Source organism: Rhodovulum sp. DZ06 (assembly GCF_050586345.1).
In the GTDB taxonomy this organism is placed as follows: domain Bacteria; phylum Pseudomonadota; class Alphaproteobacteria; order Rhodobacterales; family Rhodobacteraceae; genus JBOCEF01.
Genome location: NZ_JBOCEF010000038.1, coordinates 26,670 through 49,765, shown reverse-complemented (window position 1 = coordinate 49,765; position 23,096 = coordinate 26,670). Strand labels below are relative to the sequence as shown.

Sequence of the window (23,096 nt, the reverse complement as noted above, 5' to 3'; positions counted from 1 at the left end):
CCCCCCCCCCCCCCCCCCCCCCCCCCCCCCCCCCCCCCCCCCCCCCCCCCCCCCCCCCCCCCCCCCCCCCCCCCACCTTCTGGACCTTGCGCGCCCCGCGCCGTAAAAGCCCCCGGAACCCGAAATTCCCCCGGAGGCGCGCGCCATGAACATCCTCATCCTCGGCGGCGGCGGCCGCGAACATGCCCTGGCCTGGAAGATCGCGCAGAGCCCGCTCTGCGATACGCTGTATGCCGCGCCCGGCAATGGCGGCATGGCGCAGGTGGCGCAGTGCGTGTCGCTGAACGCCGAGGACGGCGCCGCGGTCGTGGCCTTCTGCGCCGAGAAGGCGGTGGAGTTCGTGGTGATCGGCCCCGAGGCGCCGCTGGCCGCGGGCGTGGCGGATGCGCTGGAGGCGGCCGGGATCCCGGCCTTCGGCCCGTCGAAGGCGGCGGCGGAGCTTGAAGCCTCCAAGCGGTTCACCAAGGAAGTGGCCGACGCCGTGGGCGCCCCCACCGCCGCCTGGGCGCGGTTCGACGCGCTGGAGCCTGCGCTGGCTTACGTGCGCGCGCAGGGCGCGCCGATCGTGGTCAAGGCCGACGGGCTCGCCGCCGGCAAGGGCGTGGTGGTGGCCGAGACGCTGGAGATGGCCGAGGACGCGCTGCGCGACATGTTCGGCGGCGCCTTCGGCGCGGCGGGCGCCGAGGTGGTGATCGAGGAATTCATGACGGGCGAGGAGGCGTCGCTCTTCGTTCTGACCGATGGCGAGGCGTGCCTGGCGCTGGCCGGCGCGCAGGACCACAAGCGCGCTTTCGATGGCGACGAGGGGCCGAACACGGGCGGCATGGGCGCCTATTCCCCGGCGCCGGTGCTCTCGGCCGAGATCGAGGCGAAGGCGATGGAGGAGATCGTCCGCCCGGTGGTGGCCGAGATGGCGCGCCGCGGGACGCCCTACAAGGGCGTGCTCTATGCCGGGCTGATGATCGAAGGCGGCAAGCCGCGGCTGGTGGAGTTCAACGTGCGCTTCGGCGACCCCGAATGCCAGGTGCTGATGATGCAGCTGGCGGGCGACGTGGTCCCGGCGCTGATGGCCTGCGCGACGGGCGAGTTGTCGGGCGTGAGCCTCGACTGGCATGGCGGCTCGGCCATGACGGTGGTGGTGGCCGCGAAGGGCTATCCCGGGTCCTATGCGAAGGGCGAGGAGATCGGCGGGCTGGACGCGGCGGGCGCCGTGGAGGGCGTCGAGGTGTTCCATGCGGGCACGAAGGCCGAGGGCGGCCCCGATGGCGCTAGGGTGCTGTCCAATGGCGGCCGGGTGCTGAACGTCACCGCCCGCGGCGCGGATCTGGCCGAGGCGCGGGCGCGGGCCTATGAGGCGGTCGGCAAGCTCGACTGGCCGGGGGGCTTCTGGCGCTCGGATATCGGCTGGCGCGCGCTCTGAGATCCGCGTTCGGGGCGCCGCGTTCGGGGTGAAGTTGAAGGGGCGTCGGGGGAACCCGGCGCCTTTTTTCGTGGCCTGGCGCCGGCGTGCGGGCGGCCTCGGGGGGGCGCGCCCCCCGCTCGGCCGCCCGCCCGGGACGGCTGCGCCGCCCGGGGGCGCGGGGCGCGTCCGCTGCGCGCGTGGGGGCGTCAGCTCATCGGCGTGGGGCCGCAGGAGAGGGGGGCGTCGTCGATGCGCTGCACCTCCTGCACGTCGCCGCCGAGGCTGAGGGCGAAGAGCCGTCCCTCCCACTCCACGTGCTGGAAGCAATGGGTGCGGCCGTCGTCGAAATCGAAGCAATAGAGGCCGGTCATGGCGTCATGGCTCCAGGCCCCTTCGAGGCAGTCGCCGTCGCGATGTTCGAACACCACCGTGCCGCGCCCGTCCGGGCCGCGGCCCATATAGGCCTCGCGCCCCCAGTAGCCGTCGGGCAGGAAATACCACAACGTGCGCCCGGCGCTGAGCGCCTGCCAGCGCTCGGGCGGGATCGGGACGGCGCCGTCGAGCAGGTCTTCGAGCGTCGGGAAGGCGGGCGCGGCGGCGGCCTCCTGCGCCGCCGCGGGGGCGGTGGGCAAGGCGGCGGGCAGGGCGGCGCACAGCGCCAGCAGCGCGGCCGCCGCGGCGACGCGCAGGCCGCGCGGGGCGGCGGGACGGGGCCTGCGAGGGCCCCCGGCGGCGGCCCGGCGGGAACGGCTTGCGGCGGCCCGGTGGGAGCGATTTGCGGCGGTCATCGCGTGAATATGGGGGGATTCGGCGTCCATTGCCACGCGGAGCAGGATCACGACCGGGACAGGTTCACGGCCAGGTGCACGGCCAGGTGCAAGGGCGGGCGCGTCGGCAGGGGCGCCGGGCGGCGCGCCGTCACTTGTCCGCTTCCAGCCGCAGCCGCGTCTTGTAGGCGTTGGAGATGTGCTTCTGCGCCGCCGCATCCGCCGCAGCCTCGTCCCGGGTCTCGATCGCCTGCACGATGGCCTCGTGCTCATGCACCGTCGCATCGCCGCGGCCGGGATCGGCGAGGCCCGCATGGGTCAGCAGCGCCATGGACCGGCGGATGCCCTCGAGCATCGAGTTGAGGTAGCGGTTGTGGCTGGCGCGGTGCAGCTGGCGGTGGAAGCGGCCGTTGTTCTCGCGCAGCGCCTCGGGCTGCTCGCCGTAAGCGCGGCTTTCCTCGACCAGTTCGCGCAGGATGGCGATTTCTTCGGGCGCGGCGTGCCGGGCGGCGAGGCGGGCGGCCAGCCCCTCGACCACCGCGCGGACCTCGTAGAGTTCCCCCAGCTGGTCATGGTCGAGGCTGGCCACCACCATGCCGCGGCGCCCGTCATGGGCGACGACGCCCTGGGTCTCGAGCCGCCCCAGCGCCTCGCGGATCGGGGTGCGCGAGAAGCCGAAGGTCTCGGCCAGCTCCGTCTCCACCAGGCGCGCGCCGGGCGGATAGGCGCCGCGGTCGATGGCCTCGAGGATCTTGGTATAGGCGTCGGCCCCGGAATCGCGGCTGGCGTCGCGTCTCATGCTCGCGTCTCTTCTCTCGTCCCGGGCCTGGGGCGCGCCGTCCCCTCTCCGCCGCCATCGCCGGGACGGGCGGGCGGGGGACAGGGCGCGGCTCCCCCCTCCCGGCCCGTGGGGGCGGGGGGCGCGCTGCGGTCAGCCTTCATGCCATGAACACCGCTGCATGCAATAGACCACATGGGCGCATAAGGAATGGTTTCGGGGCAGGGCGGGGTGGAGGAAGTCGAGATCCGGGCGCCGCTGCATGCCGATGCGTGCAGCGACGGCCTGGCTGCGCGCATTGGCCCTGGCGGTCCAGGCGCGGATGCCTTCGGCGCCTTGCGCGAAGCCGTGGGCGAGGAGGGCGCGGGCGGCCTCGGACGCGTAGCCGCGCCCCTGGGCGGCGGGGGCGAGGCGCCAGAGGATTTCGAGCGCGCCGGGGGCGTGGGGCGGCAGGTCCGCGGGGATGGGGCGCAGACCGGCGAGGCCGATGAAGCCGTGGCCGGCATCCAGCGCCCAGGGGCGGCCGTCGGAGAGGACGCCGAACAGCGCGTCGGCATCGGCGCGGGTGAAGCGGCGGCCGAGCCAGTCGGAGACCTGCTTGTCCATGTGCATCGCCGCGAAGGCGTCGCGGTCGGGGGCGCGCAGCGGGCGGAAGGCGACGCGCGGGCCGGGCGCGGGGATTGAGAAGAGATCGACCATCGGCCCAGTGTAGCCTCGCGTATGTCATCAAGGAATCGGCGATGACTTCCGAGCGTTTCGAAGGCCTGTCCTTCACGCCTGACCATGATGCGGGCCGCGCGGCGCTGGAGGCGGCGCTGGAGGGCGCCTCACCGGCCGTCGCGGGCCTCGCCCGCGCAGCCTATGAGGCCGGCGCGGCGGCGGCCGAGGCGCCGGCCCGCCCGGCGCGGATGCTGGCGCTGGACATGGAGGCGGAGATCACGCCCCGCGGCGGGCGCATCGGCGGCCCCGCCTGGCGGCAAGAGGGCGCGGGCTGGCCCGAGCTGGACGGCGCCCCGATGCTGATGATCGCGCAGCTCGACCTCGCCGGGCTGGCGCTGGAGGGGCTGCCGCAGGCGGGGCTGCTGCAGGTCTTCATCAATCGCGACATCTGCATCCTCGACACGCGCTGCGTGGTCGAATGGCATCCCGACCCCCAGGGCGCGCGGATCCTGCCCCAGCCGCCGGGCGCGCAGGGCCCGTTCCCCGAGGAAGAGGAATGCGCCCGCGGCTTCGCCATCGTGCCGGGACCGTCGGGGGCGATGCGCCCCACCGTGGATGACGCGGCGGTTCAGGACGCCCTGCGCGGGGCGACCGCCGCGGCGGATCCGGTCGCGGGCGGGCAGGCGCGCGACCTCGCCCTTGACGCGCTGGCCGGGGCGCTGAACCCCGCTTGGGCCCATCACGCGGGCGGCCACATGGTGAGCACCCAGGGCGAGGTGACCCTGTTCGGGGGCGGACGGGACGCGCCGGGGATCCCGCTCGACCGCTGCATCCTGCGGCTCGGCTGGGACGAGGAGACGATCATGTGGGGCGATGCGGGCGAGGCGGCGCTGGTGATCCCGGCGGCGGACCTTGCGGCCCGCGATTTCTCGCGCGCCGAATTCACCTGGGACGGCTGCTGAGGGGGCGGTTGAAGGCGGGCCCGGGCCTCAGCCCAGCAGCGCCTCCACCTCCTGCTCCAGCGCCTTCGCCTCGGCAGCGGCGATGGAGCGGGGCTGCATCTCCCCCGCCGAACGCCCGGTGAGGAAGGCGTTGGAGAAGGCGACGCGGTTGCCGAGCCGCGCCTGCATCAGCTCGGCGCCGCTTTCGGCCAGCAGGCGCTCGGCTTCCTCCAGCGTGCCGCCGCGGGCGGGGACGCGGTTGAGGACCACGCGCGCGCGGGCCTTCTCCTTGGCGCACATCTCGAGCATCGCGCCGGTGGCCCAGGCGTCGAGCTGCGTCGGCTGGCAGGGGAGCACCACGAGGTTGGAGGCGCGCAGGGCGGTGCGCAGCAGCGATTCCGCGGCGCCGGGGCAGTCCACCACCACCCGGTCGCAGCCCTTGGCCGCGTCGCGGATGTCGGAGCCCGCGCGCCAGTCCTTGGAAGAATAAAGGCTCACGCCCCCGTCGCGCCGCAGCTCGGCCCAGCGGGAGAGGGAGCGCTGCGGGTCGACGTCCACCAGCCCCACGGTCATGCCCGCCTGCCGCCAGGCGGCGGCGAGATGGGCGGCGAGCGTGGTCTTGCCGGACCCGCCCTTCTGCTGCGCGAAGACGACGACGGCCATGGCCCTTCCCCCTGCGATCCCGCCGGGGTCCGCGCCCCGGCCCTGCCTCTGGCGCCCCTCGCGCCTCTGGCGGGCGCTGGATCAGGCGGGGCGACCCCACAGATCGTAGTCGGAGGCTTCGTCGATCACCACATGAAGTTTGTCGCCGGGGGCGAGATTTTCGAACCCCTCGTCGATGAAGAGGTTCCCGTCGATCTCGGGCGCATCGGCCCAGGTGCGGCAGGTGGCGCCGTCCTCGTCGACCTCGTCGACGATCACCTGGACGCGCTTGCCGACCTTGGCCTGCAGCTTGGCTTCGGAAATCGCCGCGGATTTCTCCATGAAGCGGTTCCAGCGGTCCTGCTTGACCTCCTCCGGCACATGGCCGGGCAGGTCATTGGCGCGGGCGCCTTTCACGTTCTCGTACTGGAAGCAGCCGACGCGGTCGAGCTGGGCCTCGTCGAGCCAGTCGAGAAGGTGCTGGAATTCCGCCTCCGTCTCACCGGGATAGCCGACGATGAAGGTGGAGCGCAGGGTGATCTCGGGGCGGATGGCGCGCCAGGCGGCGATGCGCTCGAGCGTTTTCGAGGACGCGGCGGGGCGGGCCATGCGTTTCAGCACATCCGGGTGGGAATGCTGGAACGGAATGTCGAGATAGGGCAGCACGCCGCCCTCGTCCCCCGGCTCGGCCATGTGTTCGATCAGCCGGTCCACATGGGGGTAGGGGTAGACGTAGTGCAGCCGCGACCAGGCGGGCAGGCGCGCGAGGCCCTTCGTGAGGTCGAGGATATGGGCGCGCCAGTCCTCGTCCCGCCAGCGGCTTTCCGCGTGTTTCAGGTCCAGCCCGTAGGCGGAGGTGTCCTGGGAGATGATGAGGAGTTCCCCGACGCCGGCGTCGCTGAGGCGTTCGCATTCGCGCAGCACCGCGTTGGCGGGGCGCGAGACGAGTTTGCCGCGCATGTCGGGGATGATGCAGAACTTGCAGGCGTGGTTGCAGCCCTCGGAGATCTTCACATAGGCGAAGTGCCGGGGGGTGAGCTTGACGCCGGTGGCGGGCAGCAGGTCCACGAACGGGTCCGGCGCGGGGGGGGCCGCGGCGTGGACGGCGTCGAGCACCTGTTCGTATTGATGCGGGCCGGTGACGGCGAGGACGCTGGGATGCGTGCCGCGGATATAGTCCTCCTCGGCCCCGAGGCAGCCGGTGACGATGACCTTGCCGTTCTCGGCCAGCGCCTCGCCGATCGCGTCGAGGCTTTCGGCCTTGGCGGTGTCGAGGAAGCCGCAGGTGTTCACGATCACGGCGTCGGCGCCGTCATAGTCGGGCGAGATGGCGTAGCCCTCGGCGCGCAGGCGCGTCAGGATTCGTTCGCTGTCCACCAGCGCCTTGGGGCAGCCGAGGGAGACCATGCCGATGCGCTTCTGCCCCTCGCGCGCCTCCGGGTCCCCCAGCCGGGGGGCGGGGGCGAGGTCGGGACGGTCGGCGCGCAGGTTGGGCGCGGCGGGGCGCTGGGCGTCATCGGGCTGGGTCATGCCGGGGCTATACAGCGCGGCGGGCCGGGCCGGAAGGGCGCGTTTGCGGGGCCGCGCGTCGGGCCGCGCGCCTGTTGCGGGCCGGGCGCCCGCGCGGCGCTGCGGGCGGGGGCGTGAGTGGCGGGTGGGCGTGGCTCTGGCGTGGCGCGCGGGCCGCCCGTGTCGAGCGCGCGCCTTGAGGGCGCCGCGCGCAGGCCGTGTTCTTCGGTCGGCCGCTTCCGGGTCGCGCCGGTCGTTTCCGGGTCCCATTGCGGAACTCCCGGGTCGCACCCCCGCCGCCCCGGCGCCGCGGCGGGGATGCCGCCGGGTCGACGCGCGCGGGGGTTGGGGCGCGGCCGATCAGCCGCGGTTGCGCGCGCTTCGCTCCATCGCCTGCGCGCAAGGGCGCAGGGCTGAGGAGGACCGACCGGTCGGACCGCGCGGCGCCGCCGCGCGGGCGGCAGACCCCGCCCGGGAGGCGCGCCCGGCGGGGCGGCCCCGTCGGCGGGAAGCGCGGGCGGGCGTCCCGCGCTGCAGCGGCTTGCAGCGCGGGTCCGGGCCGTGCCGTCAGGTCAGCTCGCCCAGATGCGCCTCGAACGCGGTGCGCATGTCGGCCACCGAGAACGGCTTGGCCACGAAGTGGTCCACCGTGTCGCCCTCGGCCTGGTCGCGATAGCTTTCCGAGGTGGCGAGGAACACCGGGATGCGGTTGAGCACCGGGTGCGACTTGATCTTCTCGGCCAGCTCGACGCCGCTCATCCCCGGCATGTTGAGGTCCGAGATGACCACGTCGAACTTCTTCTGGTTCAGCGCGTCGAGGGCCGCGTCGGCGGTGGCGGCCAGCGCCACGTCCACGACGCCGAGGCGCTTGAGACACTGGCGCGCGAGGCCGCGCATGGTTTGCTGGTCGTCGACGACGAGGACCTTCAGGGATTTGGCTGCAGGCATGTCCGTCTCCTGTTCAAAGTGCGGCGCCGGTCGCGCGGGAAGGGGTTTGCGCGGCGGTGCATATTCGGGAAGGGAGCGCCGAAAGCTCCCGGGTTTCGTTCAGGGCCCCGATCTCGGCGGCCGCCTTGGGCATTCCATAGACGACGCAGCTTTCCGGACCCTGACCAAGACAGTGCGCGCCGGCCTGGCGCATCTCTCGCAGGCCCTCGGCGCCGTCGCGGCCCATGCCGGTCAGGATCACCCCGACCGCATCGGCCCCGTAGGCCCTGGCCACCGAGCGGAACAGCACGTCGACCGAGGGCCGGTGGCCCGACACGGGCGGCCCCTGGCTGAGCGAGAGGCGCGCCTTCGGCCCGGCGCGGTGCACCTCGAGGTGGTAATCGCCGGGCGCGATGCGCACCGCGCCCTGGCCGATGATCTCCCCGTCCTTCGCCTCGGCCACGTCGCGGCCGAGCTGTTCGGCAAGCCGGTTCGAGAACCGCCCCGTGTAGTCGGGCGGCATGTGCTGGGCGATCACGATGGGCGGGCAGGTGCGGGGCAGCTCGGACAGCACCCGCGACAGGGCCGCCACGCCGCCGGTCGAGGCGCCGATGGCGATCAGCGCGCGCTTCCAGGACCCGCCCGCGGCGGGTCGCCCGACGCCCTGCGCGGCCATGCCGCCGGCCGCCGCGGGACGCCGCGCCGGGGCGGCGCAGCGCGCGCGCGCCTTGGCGCCGGCGGCCATCCGCACCTTCTCGCGCAGCATCTGCCCGAACCGGTCGGCGCCGTCCTTGCCGTGGGGCTTCTGGGCCACGTCGACCGCGCCGATCTCCAGCGCGGCGAGCGTCGCGTCCGCCCCCCGCGCCGTGAGGCTCGAGACCATGATCACCGGCATCGGGCGCAGGGTCATGATCTTCTCGAGGAACTCGAGCCCGTTCATGCCCGGCATCTCGACGTCGAGCGTGACCACGTCGGGATTGACCTGCTTGATCAGCGCCCGCGCCTCGGAGGTGTCGCGCGCGAGGCCCGTGACCGAGATGTCCCCGTCCCGCTCCAGCGCGTCGCGCACCATCATCCGCATCAGCAGCGAATCGTCGACCACCACCGCGGATATCTTCCTGAAGGATCCAGCGCCCGGCATCAGAACAGCTCCACCCCGCCCGCCTTCGGCGCGGATTGCGCCTGCTTGGCGAGCTGTTTCTCCTCGGCCCGCATGCGCGAGCTGGCCGACGGCGGCAGGCGCAGCACCGAGGCGCGCCCCGAGGAGGGAAAGAAGAACACCCGGCGCGCGCGATCGCCGCCCAGGTCGCGCGCGGCGACGCGGATCCCCTCCGAGCGCAGGTAATCCTCGACGAAACGGCCGTTGCGGATGCCCACCGTCTCCTTCGCCGCGGTGTCGATCACGTTGGCGCCGCCGAAGATCTTCGCCTCCAGGTCCGCCTTGCTGCTGCCGCGGCGCAGGATGTCGTTGATCAACACCTCCATGGCGTTGACGCCGTAGCGGGCCGAGCCGGCGCCGTCCCCGGCCTCGCCCGGCAGCAGGAAATGGTTGAGGCCCCCGATCCCCCGGCGCACGTCGCGGATGCAGGCCGCGACGCAGGAGCCGAGCAGGGTCGACACGGCGGTGTCCGGCGTGTCGATCACCTTGTGATGACCGGGCAGCACGCTGATGGACCACGCGTTGATCTTCGGGTCGAAATAGGCCGAGCTGTCCCTGGCTGAAGTCGTGATCACGTACGCCTCCGGTAGATGGTGCGCCCTTCCGAGCGCAGGAGCGGATGTTCGCCCAGCAGGGATTCCGAGTGGCCGAGATAGAGCACGCCGTTGGGCGTGAGCATCTGGGCGTATCGGTTCACCAGCCGGTTCTTCGTTTCCGTATCGAAATAGATCACGACGTTTCGACAGAAGATGACGTCGAACGGTCCCTTGAAGGGCCAGTCGTGCAGCAAGTTCAGCTGCCGGAAGGAAATCAGGGACTTGATGCGGTCATTGAATTTCGCGCCGGTCGGGGTCGGGGACATGTGCGCGCGGCGCAGGGCCTCGGGCACGCCCTTGAGCTTGTCGGACGGGTATTCGCCCGCCCGGCCGGTCGCCAGCACGTTGGTGTCGAGGTCCGTCGCCAGGATTCGCAGGTCGCGCCCGGCGGTGAAACTGGGCTGGGACAGCGCGGTCATGCCGATCGTGTAGGGTTCCTCGCCGGTCGAGCAGCCCGCGGACCAGATCCGGATCCGCCGCGCGCCCGCCTCGGTCAGGGGGGTGAGCACCTCCTTCGACAGGTGCTCGAAATGGTGCGCCTCCCGGAAGAAGGAGGTCAGGTTGGTGGTCACCGCGTTGGCGAATTCCCCGACCTCGGCCGCGCCGGCCGGGCTGTCCACCAGGTCGAGATAGGCCGCGAAGGTGTCGATCCCGAGGGCCCGCAGGCGGCGCGAGAGGCGCGTGTACACCATCTGCCGCTTGTGGTCCTTCAGGATGATCCCGGCCATCGCCTCGACCATCCGCGCGACGCGATGGAAATCGTCGTCGGTCATCAGGAAGTCGCGCGCGGCCTCGCCGGCGGGTTCGTTCTTGGGTTGGGGCAGGGCCGACATCGATCAGAACTCCGACCAGTCCTGGTCCGGCGCGGTCGTCGGCACGGCGGCGGCGGGCGCGGCGGCGGCGGCCTTGCGCGGCGCCGCGGGGGCGGGCCGGGACGCGGGCGCGGCGGCGCGCGGCTCCGGCGCCTTCACGGGCGCCTTCGCCGCCGCCGGGGCCGAGCGCGAGGCCTTGTCGCTGCGCTTCGCGGCCGCCTTCTCGGACGCCTCGTCGACGCGGAAGAAGCTGACCAGGTCGAGCAGCCAGGCGGTTTCGTTCTGCAGCCCGCGCGCCGAGGCGGCGCTCTGCTCGGCCATGGTCGAGTTCTTCTGGGTCATCTCGTCCATGTGGCTGACGGCGATGGAGATCTCCTCGACGCCCGAGGACTGCTCGCGGCTCGCGGCCGAGATGTCCTGGATCGTGTCCGCGACCCGGGCGATGCTGTCCACGATCTCCTGCAGCGCGTCGCCGGTGGACTGCACCAGCTTCACGCCCTTGCCGACATGCTCGGAGCTGTCCTGGATCAGCGCGGTGATGTCCTTGGCCGCCTGGGAGGACCGCTGCGCGAGGGTGCGCACCTCGGCCGCGACGACGGCGAAGCCCTTGCCGGCCTCGCCCGCGCGCGCCGCCTCGACCGCCGCGTTCAGCGCCAGCAGGTTGGTCTGGAAGGCGATGCTCTCGATCACCGAGATGATGTCGGAGATCTTGTGCGAGCTCTCCTCGATCAGGCTCATGGCCGAGACGGCGTCGCGCATCACGTCCTTGCCGCCGCGGGCGCGGTCGGCCGCGTCCTGCGCCAGGTCGTTGGCCTTGTCCGCGTTCTCGGCGTTGGCCTTCACGTTGGCGGTCATCTCCTCCATCGTCGCCGCCGTCTCCTCGAGCGAGGAGGCCTGCGCCTCGGTGCGGCCCGACAGCTCCTGCGCGCCGTCGGCGATCAGCACGGTGCTGTCGCCCATCGACCCGGTGGCGCGCTTGATGTCGGCCACCAGCTCGGAGATCTTGGAGATGGTGGCGTTGACGTTCTTCGCCACGTCGGCCAGCTGGCCCTGGTGGGCCGCCGCCATGCGGCGGGTCAGCTCGCCCTTGGTCACGCCCGCCATGACGTCGTTCAGCTCGCTCATGAAGCTTTCGGAGACCTCGCAGATCTCGTTCACGCCTTCGGCGATGCGCTTCATGAAGTGCATGCGGGTGTCGAGCTTGAGGCGGCGCGAGAAGTCGCCGCGGCTGACCGCCTGCATGACTTCCTCGATCTGCTGCTCGACATGGATGTTCTCGGTCCGGTCGCGCCAGGTGACGCCGTAGCCGATCTTCTCGCCCCGCTTGTTGTTCATCACGGTGATGTGGAGGCCGAAATACCGGCCGCCGAGGCGGATCAGTTCGGAATTCGACGTCCGCGGCTTCTGCGCCGCGTCCTCGACATATTCCGGGTCCTTGTGGAAGATGTGCACGTTGGTGCCGACGAGATCGTCGAGCGAGAAGCCCGGCTTGATCTTCTGCAGCGCCGGCAGCACCGGCTCCAGCCCGCGCTTCATCGCCTCGTTCACGTAGACGATGGTCATGTCCTGGTCGGCGATCATCACCATCGCGTCGCTCTCGGTCAGCGCCGCGCTCATCCGCTGGTTTTCCAGCGACTGGTCATGGATCACGCCGAGCGAGCGGGCGAGATCGCCGATCTCGTCCCCGCGCTCGCGCCCGTGCACCTTGGTCACGTCGCCCTGGGCCAGCAGCGCCACCTGGTGCGAGATCTGCTGGATCGGGCGCGCGAAGCTGCGCGCGACCAGCAGGCCGATGCCGATGGTCAGCGCCAGCACCGGAAGGGCCAGCATGCCCATGGTGTTGCGCAGCGCCGCGACCTCGCGGCCGACGCCGGCCTTGGACTGCTCGGTCACCATGATCAGGGTCGAGCCGTGGAAGTCGAAGGCGGCGGCGCCGGCGATCGAGGGCTCGCCGAACAGGCCCGAGGTCTCGGTCACCTGCGCGTCCCCCGGCGCAAGCGCGCGCAGCGCCTCCGCCCCGTATTCAAGGCTCAGCGTCTCGTCGGCCTCGGTGCCCGGGATGTCGGTGCGCAGCACGCCGTCGGCGCCCATCAGGAAGCCGCGGATGTCCGCCTCGGCATTGTTGTTGCGCCCGGCGAGCTGGTTGATCACGTCGAGCGGCAGCTGCAGCGCGACCACGCCCATGAAGGCGCCCGACCCGTCGAAGACGGGGCTGGCGGCGAAGGCCGCGGGGGCGTCCGCGCTGGGCGCGTAAGGGGCGAAATCCTGGAACACGATCTGGCCGCGCTGGGGCGCCTCGGCCACCTTGCGGAAGGCGCGCCCGAGGCCGGAGCTCGCCAGCGGCCCGGTGGCGACGTTCTTCGCGTAGTCGCGTTCCTTGAACACCGTGTAGACGACGTCGCCCTCGGGGCTGATCAGGAACAGGTCGTAGTAGCCGCGGCTTTCCTGGAAAGCGCGGTAGGTCGGGTGATGCTTGGCGTGCATCGCCGAGTAGATCGTCTTGTCGCCGGCGTCGTCGAGCATCTGCTTCGACCCGCTGGGGTGCGGGTTGGCGTCGATATAGGCCGATTGCAGCGTCGCGGCCCGGTCGCCGGGCAGGGTGTTCCAGCCCGACAGCAGCTCGCTGAAGTTGATCCCGCCCATCTGGCCGAGGCTGAGGAAGGCGAGGTCCGTGTCCACCTGGCGCAGGTAGGACTCCATCATGTCCGCTTCCTGCCGCGCCGTTCCAAGCAGGCGGTCGGCGGCGTTGCGCGTGGCCACCTCTCCCGCCGAGTAGAGCGAGATGCCGCCGATCGCGACCCCGGCCGCCAGCGCCGCCGCGGCGGTGCTGAGGGTCAGTTTTTTCGAGATCGAGAGATGTGAGAAGAACGACGTCGCGCCGGGCATGGACATCAGGTCGGTTCCTTGAAAACGGGGGAAGGCGTTCAGGCGGCGAAGTCCCGCTGGGTCCCGAACAGGTTGACGAGGTCGAGCAGCGCGACCATGTGGTCCTCGGTGTTCACCAGGCCGCTGATCGACGAGACGTCGGCCTCGGGCGAGCTGTCGGGCACGGGCCTGATGTCGTCGACCGAGACGGTGACGATGTCCGACACCGCGTCCACCAGCACGCCCACCGTCTGGTCGCCGATCCACACGATGACCACGACATGGGTCTCGGTCGCCTCGGTCAGCGCCCCGCCGAAGCGCGCGCGCAGGTCATGCACGGGCACGATGGTGCCGCGCAGGTTCAGCACGCCGCGGGTGTAGTGGGGCTGGTTCGGCAGGCCGGTGGTGGGGGACCACTGCTTGATCTCCCGCACCTGGACGATGTCCACGCCATAGGCGCGGTCGCCGACCATGAAGGTGACGTACTGCTTGTAGCGGGCGGCGGCGCTCTGCGCCTCTTCTCCGTCCGCGCCGAACGGGTCGGTCTGATCGTTGACTTCAGTCAATGGAACGTCTCCTGCGCGATGTAGTGCTGCGAGGCGCCGAGGGCCACGAGCGATGGAACGTCGAGGATCAGGGCGACGCGGCCGTCGCCGAGGATGGTCGCGCCCGACACGCCGTCGACGCGTCGGAAGTTGGCCTCGAGGCTCTTGAGCACGACCTGGCGCTGGCCGATGAGTTCATCGACGAGCAGGGCGACGTGCCCGTTGGTTTCGGTGTCGACCACGATGGCCATCTCTTCGGGCTGGGCCGCGCCCTCGACCCCGAGGGCGGAGCGCAGGCTCAGGAGCCGCAGGTATTCGCCGCGCCGCGCGAGCACGCGGGAGTTGTCGGGCAGGCGCTCGATCTCGCAGTTCTCGAGCCGCAGCGCCTCGACCACCGAGGAGAGGGGGAGGATGAATCGCTCCTCGCCCACGCAGATGGTCATGCCGTCGAGCACCGCGAGGGTCAGCGGCAGGGTGATGGTGAAGAGGGTGCCCTTGCCGGGGGTGGAGGTGACGAGGCACCGGCCCCCGAGGCTCTGGATCTTCTTCTTCACCACGTCCATGCCGACCCCGCGGCCGGAGACCGAGGAGACCTCGGCCGCCGTTGAGAAGCCCGGGTGGAAGATCAGCTGGTCGATATCCTCGGGGTTCAGCTGTTCCTCGCCCGAGATCAGGCCGTTCTCGATCGCCTTCTCCATCACCCGCTGGCGGTTGATGCCGCGGCCGTCATCCTCGATCGTGATGATCACCCGCTCGCCCCGGTGTTCGGCCGAGAGGCGGATCGTGCCGGTGCGCGGCTTGCCGGCCGCGGCGCGTTCCTCGGGGCCTTCGAGGCCATGGTCCATCGAGTTGCGCAGCATGTGGGTTAGGGGCTCGGCGAGCTCCTCGATCACCGTGGTGTCGACCTCGGTATGCTCGCCCGAGACCACCAGCCGCGCTTCCTTCTTGAGCGTGTCGGCGAGGTCGCGGACCACGCGCGGCATGCGGCTGAACACCGATTTCACCGGCTGCGCGCGGATCGCCATGACGCTTTCCTGCAGCTCGCGCGTCTGGCGGGTCATCGCCTCGACCGAGTGGCCGATTTCCAGCGAGGTCGCCGCGTCGGTTTCCGACAGCTTCTGCGCCAGAACGGCCTGGGTGATGACGATCTCGCCCACCAGGTTGACCAGCCGGTCGATGCGCATCAGCTCGACCCGCAGGGTTTTCGAGACCGAGGTGCGCGAGCTTGCGCCGCCGCCTTCAGCGGCCGCGGCCTTGGCCTCGGACTTTGGGACGGGGGCGGCGGCCTCCAGCTCCGCGGGCGCGGCCTCGGCTTCCGGCGCCGCCTTGGGCGGCGGCGGCGATGCGCCTTCCGGCATGGGATCGGACTCCACCGTCAGTTCGGCCGTGTCGTCGTAGAGTTCGAAGAAGGCGAGCAGCTTGGCCTGCGGCATCGAGGTGTCGAAGCTCAGCCGCCAGGACCAGGGGCAGACCCAGGGGTCCAGCTCCTCGATCGAGGGCGGAGATCCCTCGGGCTCGGCGCTCACCAGGTCGATGTCCCGCGCCGCGCGGATCACGCGCAGCGGGTCATGGCCGCGATGCATGAATTCCGGGCCGGGCGCGAAGAGGATCACCACCTCGCGCGTCTCGAGCTCGATATCCGGGTCGTATTCCACCGCCGGGGCGGCCGCGGCGGGGGCGGCCGCGGGCGGCGCCTCCTCGGCGGCCGAGGGCGCGACGCCGGCGAGCTCCTCGAGCTCCACCCGCACGCGGTCGACCATGGAATCGGCGGGTCCGCCGCCGTCCCGCGCCTGTTCGACGAGCACCTCGAGCCCGTCGCCGGCGCGCACCAGCAGCTGGGCGACGTCCGCGCTCAGCGGCATTTCATCCGAGCGGATCCGGTCCATCACCGTCTCGAAGACATGGGCGAAGGCGATCAGCACGTCGAAGCCGAAGGCCGCCGCGCCGCCCTTGATGGAATGGACCGCGCGGAACGCTGCGTTCACGACCTCGATATCCACCGAGCCTCCGGTTTCGGAGGCGTCGAGCATCGCGTCGAGATGCTCGTGCAGGTCGCCCAGGAGCTCGCCGCACTCGGTGAAGAACAGGGAGAGATAGTCTTCGGTGTCGTCCATGGACCGGGCCCCCTCAGGCGAGCTGCTTGACCAGACCCAGGATCACGTCCGGATCGAACGGCTTGGTCAGCCAGCCGGTGGCCTTGGCCTTGCGCGCCCGGGCCTTCAGCTCTTCCGCCGTCTCGGTGGTGAGCAGCAGCATGGGCAGCGCGCGGCCGGCGGGTTCGGACCGCGCGGCCTCGATGAACTCGATGCCGTTCATGATCGGCATGTTGAGGTCGGTGATCACCATGTCGGGCTTGTGCTTGCGCAGCTGGTCGAGCGCTTCGCGCCCGTCGGCGGCCACGAACACCTCGTGCCCCGCCTTTTCCAGGCAATCCACGAGCATGTTCCGCAGCGCCCGGGTGTCGTCGACGGCGAGAATGCGGCTCATTGGCGAAACTCCATCTTCATGAGGTCCTGGAACAGGCCGAGATCTGAAAACGCGTCGACGAAGGCCGGCGACGGCGAGAGGATGGCGGCGGGCGGGGAGATGTCCGCCCGGGCGTGAAGGGTCGAGATGATGCAGGCCACCGCGGCGGCGCCGATGTCGGAGACCTCGCGCGCGTCGAACACCAGTTCCGAGGCGCCGACGGAGGCGCGCAGGGTTTCGGCGAGCTCCTCGGCCTCGGGCGTGCGCAGCCGGTCTGCCAGCACGATCGTCACCGGCTCGCCCGTCGCCGCCGGCGCCGCGTCGGCCGGGGCCGCCGCGGCGCCGTCGTCGACGTCGCCCTCATCCGCGACGTCGTCGACGGCGTCATCCGCCGCGTCGTCCGCGTCCGCGGCGAGCGCCGCATCGGCCGCGTCGCCGGCGCCCGCGGCGTCGTCATCCATGTCTCCGGGCACCCAGGACGGGAGCGCGCCGGGCGCGCCGTCCTCTTCGGGTTCCGGCGTATCGGAAGTCTCGCTCATCCCGCCCCTCCGTTCCGATCAGTCAGATTTCGAATGTTCTCGACCAGCGCCGCGTCGGGCGCCTCCGTCAGCTTGACCGCCTTGCGGCCCTCGAAGGCGCCGAGGCGGCCGACCGCGAAGGCGGTCTGGTCCTCGGATTTCTCGAACACGATCTCGACCCGCCCGCGGCTGCCCTCGGGCAGGGGGATCACGTCGCCCGGCTGCAGCGCCGACAGCTCCGAGACGCTCATGTCCGCGCGGTGCAGCACGGCGCGCAGCTGGGCCGGGGCCTGGCGCGCCGCCTTGGACATGCGCGCGGTCCACAGGTCGCCCTGCTCTTCCTTCGCCTCGGCCGCCGCCTGGGCCGCCGGGTCCACCCCGGCCTGGTAGGCGTCGAGCACCGAGAGCGGCAGCACGAGGTCGAATTCGCCGGACCGCGCCGCCTCGCCCACGTCGAGGCTGAGCCGCAGCACCAGCACGTCCGAATGCTCGGGCGCGATGCGCACCATGGTCACGTGCTGTTCGAAATGGTCGAGCCGCATCGCCCCGCGCGGGATCGGCCCGAGGTTCAGCGCCAGCGAGCCTTCGAAGGCCTGCAGCACGGCGTTGATGAAATCGGCGCAGAGCGCGCAGTCGATCGCGGTGATCGAGCGCATCGTCGGCATCGGCGCCTGGGCCGGGTCGCCGCCCATGCGCAGGTCGACGATGTGGAAGATCAGGTCGGTGCCCACGTTGATGAGGGCCATGTTCTTCGAGCCCTTCACCTTGATCACGCCGATCATGGCGGGCACGGGGATGTCCTCGAGCACGCGGGAGAGCTTGCGCACCTCGCAGTCGATGACGATGGCGCCGACGATGGTGCGCAGCAGCGGGCGCACCTTCTCGTCCACGATCTTGGCGAAGTTCTCGCCGATCTCCTCCACGCGCGGGATCGGCGCGCGACCCACCCGGGCGCCGCTGATCTTGCGTGCTAGTGCGTTCTCGGTCTGCGCCATGCGGGCGTGGTCCTCGTGCTTCTGTTCCGGCGCATCCTTCACCGCTTTCGTTGCCATCCGCTTAAGTCTGAAAAGCATCCGGGCCGTCGCGCCGCCTTTGCACGCCGCCGCCCGTCCGCGCGCCACGGGAAAGCGCCGGGAATCAAGGGGTTGTGGGGGGTGAAAGGGGGCGTTCCGCGGCCTGCCGCCGCACCTGGGCCTCCGCGGGGCGGGAAACCGCTGCGTAACTTCCTGCCTGTATCAAGGGCCCTGGGTGAGTTGCGTAGAAGGAGCGTGCGTCATGGCGAACGATGCCGGCGTTACGATTATCAAGAAGAAGAAAGCCGGGGGCGGCGACGGCCACCACGGCGGCGCCTGGAAAGTGGCCTATGCGGACTTCGTGACCGCGATGATGGCCTTCTTCCTCCTCATGTGGCTGCTGAACGCCACGTCCGAGGATCAGCGCAAGGGGTTGGCCGAATATTTCGACCCCAAGGTGCCCATCGCCCGGATCTCGGGCGGCGGGTCCGGCGCGTTCGGCGGCGATTCCGTCCTGTCGGAAGAGACGCTGACCCAGTCCGGCCGCGGTGCGGAGGACGAGAACCCGACCGAGTCCGAACAGGCCAGGGGCGCCACCGGCGTCATGGAGGACGAGGCGGCCGGCGAGGCCGAGGGTGAGAAGACCGATCCGCTGGAGCGGGTCGCCGAGGTCTTCGAGGGGATGCGCGGGGAAAGCGACGTGGCGGACGAGCTGCTGCGTCACATCCGGACGCGGGTGACCGACGAGGGGCTCATCATCGAGCTGTTCGACACCGAGGAGCGGCCGTTGTTCGGCCGGGGCAAGGCTGAGCCGACCCCGACCATGACCGCCTTGCTGACGATGATCGGCGAGGTGGCCGCGATGCTCGAGAACGAAGTCGCCGTGGAAGGGCACACCGATTCCGCGCCCTACCGCGACGCGGGCTATGGCAACTGGGAGCTCAGCTCGGACCGGGCGCATGCCGCCCGCCGGACCCTGGTGGCCGCCGGCCTGCCCGAGACCCGGATCAACCGGGTCGTGGGCAAGGCGGACAGCGACCTGGCGACGCCGGACAACCCGGCCTCGCCGCGCAACCGGCGGATCGCGGTGACCATCCTGCGCTCCGACCGCTGAGCGACGCAGGCGCAGGCAGACGGAAAGGGCCGGTCCCCGCGGGGGGCGGCCCTTTTTCGTGGCGCGCGGCCCGGCGCCCGACCCGACGCCCGACCGGCGCCCGACCGGCGTTCCAGCGGCCCCCGGCGGCGGCTCAGGCCCCGGCCGCGTCCTGCACCTCGATCCGGGCGAAGCCGAATCGCTCGAAATCCTCGGCGTAGAAGGCGTTGGCGCGCGCGATCACCGCGGGCGACAGGCGCGAGACGTCGTACGCCGCGCCGCCCTTGTCCGGGTTCTCGTTGCGCCGCTCGGGTCCCGCCGGGCCGAGCAGGTCGCGCAGGCGCGCGGACCAGGTCCCGGGGGCGTCGAGGCGCGCGATCTCCTGCACCACCTGGCGCCCGGAGAGGAAGAAGAACGCGCTCTGCGGCGTGAAATGGGTCAGCTTCACGTCGTTCGCCGCCGCGTGCGGGCCCATCGCGCGCAGGGCGAAGCGATTGAGCACGGCGTAGAACACGTCCGGGTCGCCGCGGATCGAATCGCGCAGGATCGGCGTGTTCAGCGTCAGGTGCTGCGAGAAGGCCGAGCACAGCCGCTGGTACGGATCGCGCACGAAGCCGAAGGACCAGAGCCGGTCGAAGGCGGCGAAGGCGTCGGGGTGGTGACGGCGCAGCTGCGCCAGCGTCAGGTGCATGCGGTCGAGCCGCCGCCCCTCGGCCGGATAGGGCCGCCAGCCGTCGAAGAACCCGTCCGAATCGTCCCATGGCTTCAGCGCGGTGCGCATGCTCATGCCCCCGGCCTTGGGGTTGTGCACGAAGATGAATCCACCGCGTTCGGAAATGATCATGGGCGCCTCCCGGGCGTCCTGTGTCGCGCGGCTTGGTTGCCGAACGGTTAACCACGCGCGGCGGCGCGCGGGCGCAAGCGTGGTTAACCCATTCGCAACGACGGCGCGGGCAAGGTCGGACCCGAGGGCGCCGCCGGTGCGGCGCGTCCGGGGCGGAGGATCTGCCGGGAATGATTGGCGCATGACGCAGACGGCGCTTGAGGAACAGGCGCGCGCGGCGCGGCCGCTGGCGGCGCTCGACGCCGGGCTGGCGGGGCTGCGCGCCCTGCCGCGGACCAGGCTCAAGCGTCCCGGCATGGCGCTGGGGCCGGGAATCGCCGTGCAATATGCCGGGAAGTCGGGCGTCGTCGCGCGGGCCGAGGGGCTGGGCGCGGACGGGTTCGGGCTGACCCTCGACGACCGCGGCGCCTCGCCCTGGTTCAGCCTGGAGCTGTCGCTGCCCGTGGAGGCGCTGCGGCGGGCCCGGTTCCTCGGGCTGCGCCTCGCCGGCGCCGCGCAGGCCGGGGTGGCGGCGCTGCATCCCGTGCTGCGCCTCCATGCCGAGCAGGGCTGGAGCGACCATGACGCCGGCCGCGATTTCGCCCTGACCCCGGCGGAGGCGGAGCAGACCGTCATCCTTTCGCTCGACCGCATGGCGGGGCGCGATGACGCCGCCTCGGCCACCCTGATCCTGTTCCTGCGCCAGCGCGCGGCGGGGCTGCGCCTGGCGCGCATCGACCCGTTCCTCGCGGAGTGACCGGCATGGACGCGCCCGCGCTGCACTTGGCGCCCGACCCGGTCGCGGTGGCGATTCCCGCCTGGAACGACCGGCCGGGGCTCGAGCGGCTGCTGGACCGGCTCGACGCGACCGGCGCGCGGCTCGAGGTGATCGTGGTCGACGACGCCTCGGAAGACGACACGCAGGAGGCGCTGGCGACCCGGCCCCCGCCCCCCGGCGGCGCGCTGAGGCTCCTGCGCAACGCGGCCAATCTCGGGCCCGGCCCCAGCCGCAACCGCGCCATCGATGCGGCGGAGGCGGAGGCGCTCCTGTTCATCGACGCCGACGACCTGCCGCACCGGGACCTGTTCGCCTGGCTGGCCGATGCGCCGCCCCGCGCGCCGGCCGATTTCACCCTGTTCCGGCACCATTTCTGCACGCGCGAGGGGCGGCTGTTCCCCGGCCGGATGACCGCGCGGGACGAGGCGGCCTGGGACGCGGCGCGGCGCGCGCGCGGGGACCTCGCCGGTCTCGTGCGGCTCGAGGAGGCGCCGAGCCTCGCGGGGATGATCGCCTTCCCCTGGACCCGCCTGTTCCGCACCGAGTTCCTGCGCGGCCGGGACGTGCGCTTCCCCGAGCTGCGCCTGCACGAGGACCTGCCCTTCCACTGGGCCGCCTGGTTGCGGGCCGAGGCGTTCCTCGTGCTCGACCACGCGCCCCCCTTGCTGCACCACTTCCAGCTCGAGCGCGGGGGGCGGGCGACGGATGCGGCGGATGCGCGGCGGCTGGACGCGTTCCGCGCGCTGGACATGGTGCTGGAGCAGGAGCCGTCGCTGGCCGGGGCGCCGGGGGCCGCGGGGGCCTTCATCGACTTTTCCGTGGACCTCGTGCGCTGGGTCCGGGGGCTTCTGAAGGGCGGGCCGCATGCCGCCGAGGCCGCCCGCGCCGCCGCCGCGCTGGGCGGCAGGCTCGTCGCGCTGGCCGAGGTCAGCGGCGCCGAATGGGAGGATCGGGAGGCGCATCTCGAGATCCTCGGGGCAGGGGAGGCGGCCGATGCCTGACGGCGCCCCGATGCCCTCCGCCGGGCCCGCCCCCGAACCCGCCGCCGCCGCGACGCAGGCGGCCGGGCCCGCCCTGTCGCTGATCGTCACCTGCTGGAATGTCGGCCCCTACATCGCCGGCGCGCTGCAATCGGCGCTGGACGCGGGGCTGGACGGGCCCGAGATCATCGTGGTCGACGACGGCTCCTCGGACGAGACGGCGGCGGTGGTGGACCTCGTCGTCGCGCGCAACCGCGACCGGGCGCGCTGGAAGCTGCTGCGGCTGGCCGGGAACACCCCCGGCGGCGTCGGGGCGGCGGCGAATCTCGGCCTCGACGAGGCGACGGGGCGCGCGGTCGCCTTCCTCGACGGCGACGACTGGCTGGACCCCGACGCGCTGCACCTGGCGCTGGCGCGGCTGGCGGCGACGGGCGCCGACATGGTGTTCACCGACTGCGTGGATTTCATCGCGCCCGAGGGTCGGCTCGCGCCCTATCCCGACGCCGCGCTGTGGCCGGAGCTGGAGAAGGCGCCGGATATCGAGGCCCTGCGCCGCGTCCTGCTGCGCTGCGCGCCGATGCCCTGGCGCAAGGTCTACGCCCGCGCCTTCATCGACCGGATCGACCTGCGCTTCCCGGTCGGGGACTTCTACTTCGAGGATAACGTCCACCACTGGGACGCGGTGCTGGGGGCGGAGAAGATCGCGCTGCTGAACCGGCCCCTGCACATGCACCGCGTCGGCTCGGCCGCGCAGACCATCGGCGGACGCGGGCGCAAGTTCCTCGCCATTTTCGGGCATCACGACCGCATCGCGGCCTCGCTCGACCGCCGCGGGATGTCCGCCCTCCATGCGCCGGAATTCGCGGAATGGCTGGTGCGCCACCTGTGGTGGGCGTTGGAGCGGATCGATCCCGGCGGCCTCTTCGCCTTCTGGGAGGCCGCGCGCCCCTGCCTGCTCCGCCACGACGCCGCCGCGCTCGACGACGCGCTGCTGCGCGCGGGCCTGCCGCCGCGCGGCGCCGCGCTGGTCTCGGCCGTCCTCGCCGGGGACCGCACCGCCTTCGCCGCCATGTACATGCAGGCGATGCTGCCGCGCTGAGGGTTTCGCCCCGAACCGCCGCTCGCGAAAATCCTCCTCGGCGCACACGCGCCGCTTGAAATGAACGAATGTTCGTTTTAACGTCCGCGGCGGGAGGAGAGATCATGGCCAGGAGAACCGGCAGCAACGGCGCCCAGACCGCCGAGACGCTGCGCCGCGCGGCGCTCGCGCTGTTCGCGCGGCATGGCTACGCCGCGGTCTCCATGCGCATGATCGCCGCCGAGGTCGGGGTCCAGCCCGGCGCGCTCTACAACCACATGGGCTCCAAGCAGGACCTGCTGCGCGACCTGATGACCGCGCACATGGAGGACCTGCTGGCCGCCCAGGCCGAGCTGCCCCCCCGGGACGACCCGGCCGAGGCGCTCGCCGCCTTCACCCGGTTCCACATCCGCTTCCACATGGGGCGCGAGGACGCGGTGTTCATCTCCTACATGGAGCTGCGCAATCTCGAGCCCGAGAACTACGCCGCCGTCCAGGCCCTGCGCGCGCAGTACGAATCCCGCCTGCGCGCGATCCTGACCCGCGGGGCCGAGACCGGCGCCTTCGACATCGCCGACGCAAGCGTGGCCGGGCGCGCCGTCATCGCCATGATGACCGGCGTGACCAACTGGTTCCGCGAGGGCGGGCGCCTCTCGGCCGAAGACATCGAACAGATCTATATCGACATGACCTTGCGCGCCGTCGGGGCCCAACCCCGCGCGCCCATCCAGGGAGGATGACCGC

The 23,096-nt window shown here is 71.9% G+C and carries 23 protein-coding genes; 7 read left to right on the top strand and 16 right to left on the bottom strand.

Going from position 1 to position 23,096, the window contains the following annotated elements; genetic code table 11:
• Positions 1 to 145 precede the first annotated feature (145 nt).
• Positions 146 to 1,420, top strand: a complete 1,275-nt coding sequence (gene purD / locus ACQ5SO_RS15680; protein WP_430942565.1) for a phosphoribosylamine--glycine ligase — start codon at positions 146 to 148, stop codon at positions 1,418 to 1,420.
• 188 nt (positions 1,421 to 1,608) lie between these two features.
• Here the strand turns inward: purD and ACQ5SO_RS15675 are convergent, their stop codons facing one another.
• From ACQ5SO_RS15675 to ACQ5SO_RS15665, 3 genes are all read right to left on the bottom strand, one after another.
• Complete coding sequence (locus ACQ5SO_RS15675) at positions 1,609 to 2,190, bottom strand: hypothetical protein (protein ID WP_430942564.1); 582 nt, start codon at positions 2,188 to 2,190, stop codon at positions 1,609 to 1,611.
• Positions 2,191 to 2,320: 130 nt separating this feature from the next.
• Positions 2,321 to 2,968, bottom strand: coding sequence for a GntR family transcriptional regulator (locus ACQ5SO_RS15670; RefSeq protein WP_430942563.1), 648 nt, complete (start codon positions 2,966 to 2,968; stop codon positions 2,321 to 2,323).
• A gap of 132 nt (positions 2,969 to 3,100) precedes the next feature.
• Positions 3,101 to 3,646, bottom strand: a complete 546-nt coding sequence (locus tag ACQ5SO_RS15665; protein ID WP_430942562.1) for a GNAT family N-acetyltransferase — start codon at positions 3,644 to 3,646, stop codon at positions 3,101 to 3,103.
• 41 nt (positions 3,647 to 3,687) lie between these two features.
• Between ACQ5SO_RS15665 and ACQ5SO_RS15660 the strand changes: the two genes are divergently transcribed.
• Positions 3,688 to 4,569 carry a DUF1963 domain-containing protein gene (locus ACQ5SO_RS15660; RefSeq protein WP_430942561.1) on the top strand — a complete coding sequence of 294 codons (882 nt, stop codon included), beginning with the start codon at positions 3,688 to 3,690 and terminating at the stop codon, positions 4,567 to 4,569.
• A gap of 27 nt (positions 4,570 to 4,596) precedes the next feature.
• Here the strand turns inward: ACQ5SO_RS15660 and parA are convergent, their stop codons facing one another.
• The 12 genes from parA to ACQ5SO_RS15600 all read right to left on the bottom strand — a co-directional run bounded on the left by parA (position 4,597) and on the right by ACQ5SO_RS15600 (position 17,660).
• Positions 4,597 to 5,211 (bottom strand): ParA family partition ATPase, encoded by a 615-nt coding sequence (gene parA, locus ACQ5SO_RS15655; RefSeq protein WP_430942560.1) that lies wholly within the window; start codon positions 5,209 to 5,211, stop codon positions 4,597 to 4,599.
• 81 nt (positions 5,212 to 5,292) lie between these two features.
• Positions 5,293 to 6,720 carry a 30S ribosomal protein S12 methylthiotransferase RimO gene (gene rimO / locus ACQ5SO_RS15650; RefSeq protein WP_430942559.1) on the bottom strand — a complete coding sequence of 476 codons (1,428 nt, stop codon included), beginning with the start codon at positions 6,718 to 6,720 and terminating at the stop codon, positions 5,293 to 5,295.
• A gap of 546 nt (positions 6,721 to 7,266) precedes the next feature.
• Positions 7,267 to 7,647, bottom strand: coding sequence for a response regulator (locus tag ACQ5SO_RS15645; protein ID WP_430942558.1), 381 nt, complete (start codon positions 7,645 to 7,647; stop codon positions 7,267 to 7,269).
• Between the two features lie 13 nt (positions 7,648 to 7,660).
• On the bottom strand, positions 7,661 to 8,767 hold the full coding sequence (locus ACQ5SO_RS15640; protein WP_430942557.1) for a protein-glutamate methylesterase/protein-glutamine glutaminase: 1,107 nt from the start codon (positions 8,765 to 8,767) through the stop codon (positions 7,661 to 7,663).
• Entirely contained in the window at positions 8,767 to 9,360 is a 594-nt protein-coding gene (locus tag ACQ5SO_RS15635) for a chemotaxis protein CheD (RefSeq protein WP_430942556.1), read from the bottom strand. The genes ACQ5SO_RS15640 and ACQ5SO_RS15635 overlap by 1 nt, the downstream gene beginning before the upstream one ends.
• Positions 9,357 to 10,214, bottom strand: a complete 858-nt coding sequence (locus ACQ5SO_RS15630; protein ID WP_430942555.1) for a CheR family methyltransferase — start codon at positions 10,212 to 10,214, stop codon at positions 9,357 to 9,359. The genes ACQ5SO_RS15635 and ACQ5SO_RS15630 overlap by 4 nt, the downstream gene beginning before the upstream one ends.
• 3 nt (positions 10,215 to 10,217) lie before the next feature.
• Positions 10,218 to 13,085 carry a methyl-accepting chemotaxis protein gene (locus tag ACQ5SO_RS15625; RefSeq protein WP_430942554.1) on the bottom strand — a complete coding sequence of 956 codons (2,868 nt, stop codon included), beginning with the start codon at positions 13,083 to 13,085 and terminating at the stop codon, positions 10,218 to 10,220.
• Positions 13,086 to 13,117: 32 nt separating this feature from the next.
• Entirely contained in the window at positions 13,118 to 13,624 is a 507-nt protein-coding gene (locus ACQ5SO_RS15620; protein WP_430942553.1) for a chemotaxis protein CheW, read from the bottom strand.
• Complete coding sequence (locus ACQ5SO_RS15615) at positions 13,621 to 15,717, bottom strand: chemotaxis protein CheA (protein ID WP_430942552.1); 2,097 nt, start codon at positions 15,715 to 15,717, stop codon at positions 13,621 to 13,623. Before ACQ5SO_RS15615 ends, ACQ5SO_RS15620 begins: the two co-directional genes overlap by 4 nt.
• Positions 15,718 to 15,730: 13 nt before the next feature.
• The gene (locus ACQ5SO_RS15610) at positions 15,731 to 16,090 is read right to left on the bottom strand and encodes a response regulator (RefSeq protein ID WP_430942551.1); all 360 of its coding nucleotides are present in this window, start codon (positions 16,088 to 16,090) and stop codon (positions 15,731 to 15,733) included.
• Positions 16,087 to 16,608, bottom strand: coding sequence for a hypothetical protein (locus ACQ5SO_RS15605; RefSeq protein ID WP_430942550.1), 522 nt, complete (start codon positions 16,606 to 16,608; stop codon positions 16,087 to 16,089). Before ACQ5SO_RS15605 ends, ACQ5SO_RS15610 begins: the two co-directional genes overlap by 4 nt.
• Positions 16,605 to 17,660, bottom strand: a complete 1,056-nt coding sequence (locus ACQ5SO_RS15600; RefSeq protein ID WP_430942549.1) for a FliM/FliN family flagellar motor switch protein — start codon at positions 17,658 to 17,660, stop codon at positions 16,605 to 16,607. Before ACQ5SO_RS15600 ends, ACQ5SO_RS15605 begins: the two co-directional genes overlap by 4 nt.
• A 202-nt stretch (positions 17,661 to 17,862) precedes the next feature.
• On the opposite strand from ACQ5SO_RS15600, the gene ACQ5SO_RS15595 reads away from it, so the two are divergent.
• Positions 17,863 to 18,714, top strand: coding sequence for a flagellar motor protein MotB (locus tag ACQ5SO_RS15595; RefSeq protein WP_430942548.1), 852 nt, complete (start codon positions 17,863 to 17,865; stop codon positions 18,712 to 18,714).
• A 133-nt stretch (positions 18,715 to 18,847) separates the two neighbouring features.
• Here ACQ5SO_RS15595 and ACQ5SO_RS15590 read toward each other — a convergent pair whose 3' ends face one another.
• Positions 18,848 to 19,537, bottom strand: coding sequence for a sulfotransferase family 2 domain-containing protein (locus ACQ5SO_RS15590; RefSeq protein ID WP_430942547.1), 690 nt, complete (start codon positions 19,535 to 19,537; stop codon positions 18,848 to 18,850).
• A 181-nt stretch (positions 19,538 to 19,718) separates the two neighbouring features.
• Here ACQ5SO_RS15590 and ACQ5SO_RS15585 point away from each other — a divergent pair, with 181 nt between their 5' ends.
• The 4 genes from ACQ5SO_RS15585 to ACQ5SO_RS15570 all read left to right on the top strand — a co-directional run bounded on the left by ACQ5SO_RS15585 (position 19,719) and on the right by ACQ5SO_RS15570 (position 23,092).
• Positions 19,719 to 20,273, top strand: a complete 555-nt coding sequence (locus ACQ5SO_RS15585; RefSeq protein WP_430942546.1) for a hypothetical protein — start codon at positions 19,719 to 19,721, stop codon at positions 20,271 to 20,273.
• Positions 20,274 to 20,278: 5 nt separating this feature from the next.
• Positions 20,279 to 21,295 (top strand): glycosyltransferase family 2 protein, encoded by a 1,017-nt coding sequence (locus ACQ5SO_RS15580; RefSeq protein ID WP_430942545.1) that lies wholly within the window; start codon positions 20,279 to 20,281, stop codon positions 21,293 to 21,295.
• A complete protein-coding gene (locus ACQ5SO_RS15575; protein ID WP_430942544.1) occupies positions 21,288 to 22,373 on the top strand; it encodes a glycosyltransferase family 2 protein in 1,086 nt (361 codons plus the stop codon). Before ACQ5SO_RS15580 ends, ACQ5SO_RS15575 begins: the two co-directional genes overlap by 8 nt.
• A 104-nt stretch (positions 22,374 to 22,477) precedes the next feature.
• Positions 22,478 to 23,092, top strand: a complete 615-nt coding sequence (locus ACQ5SO_RS15570) for a TetR/AcrR family transcriptional regulator (protein ID WP_430942543.1) — start codon at positions 22,478 to 22,480, stop codon at positions 23,090 to 23,092.
• The last annotated feature ends 4 nt before the right edge of the window (positions 23,093 to 23,096 follow it).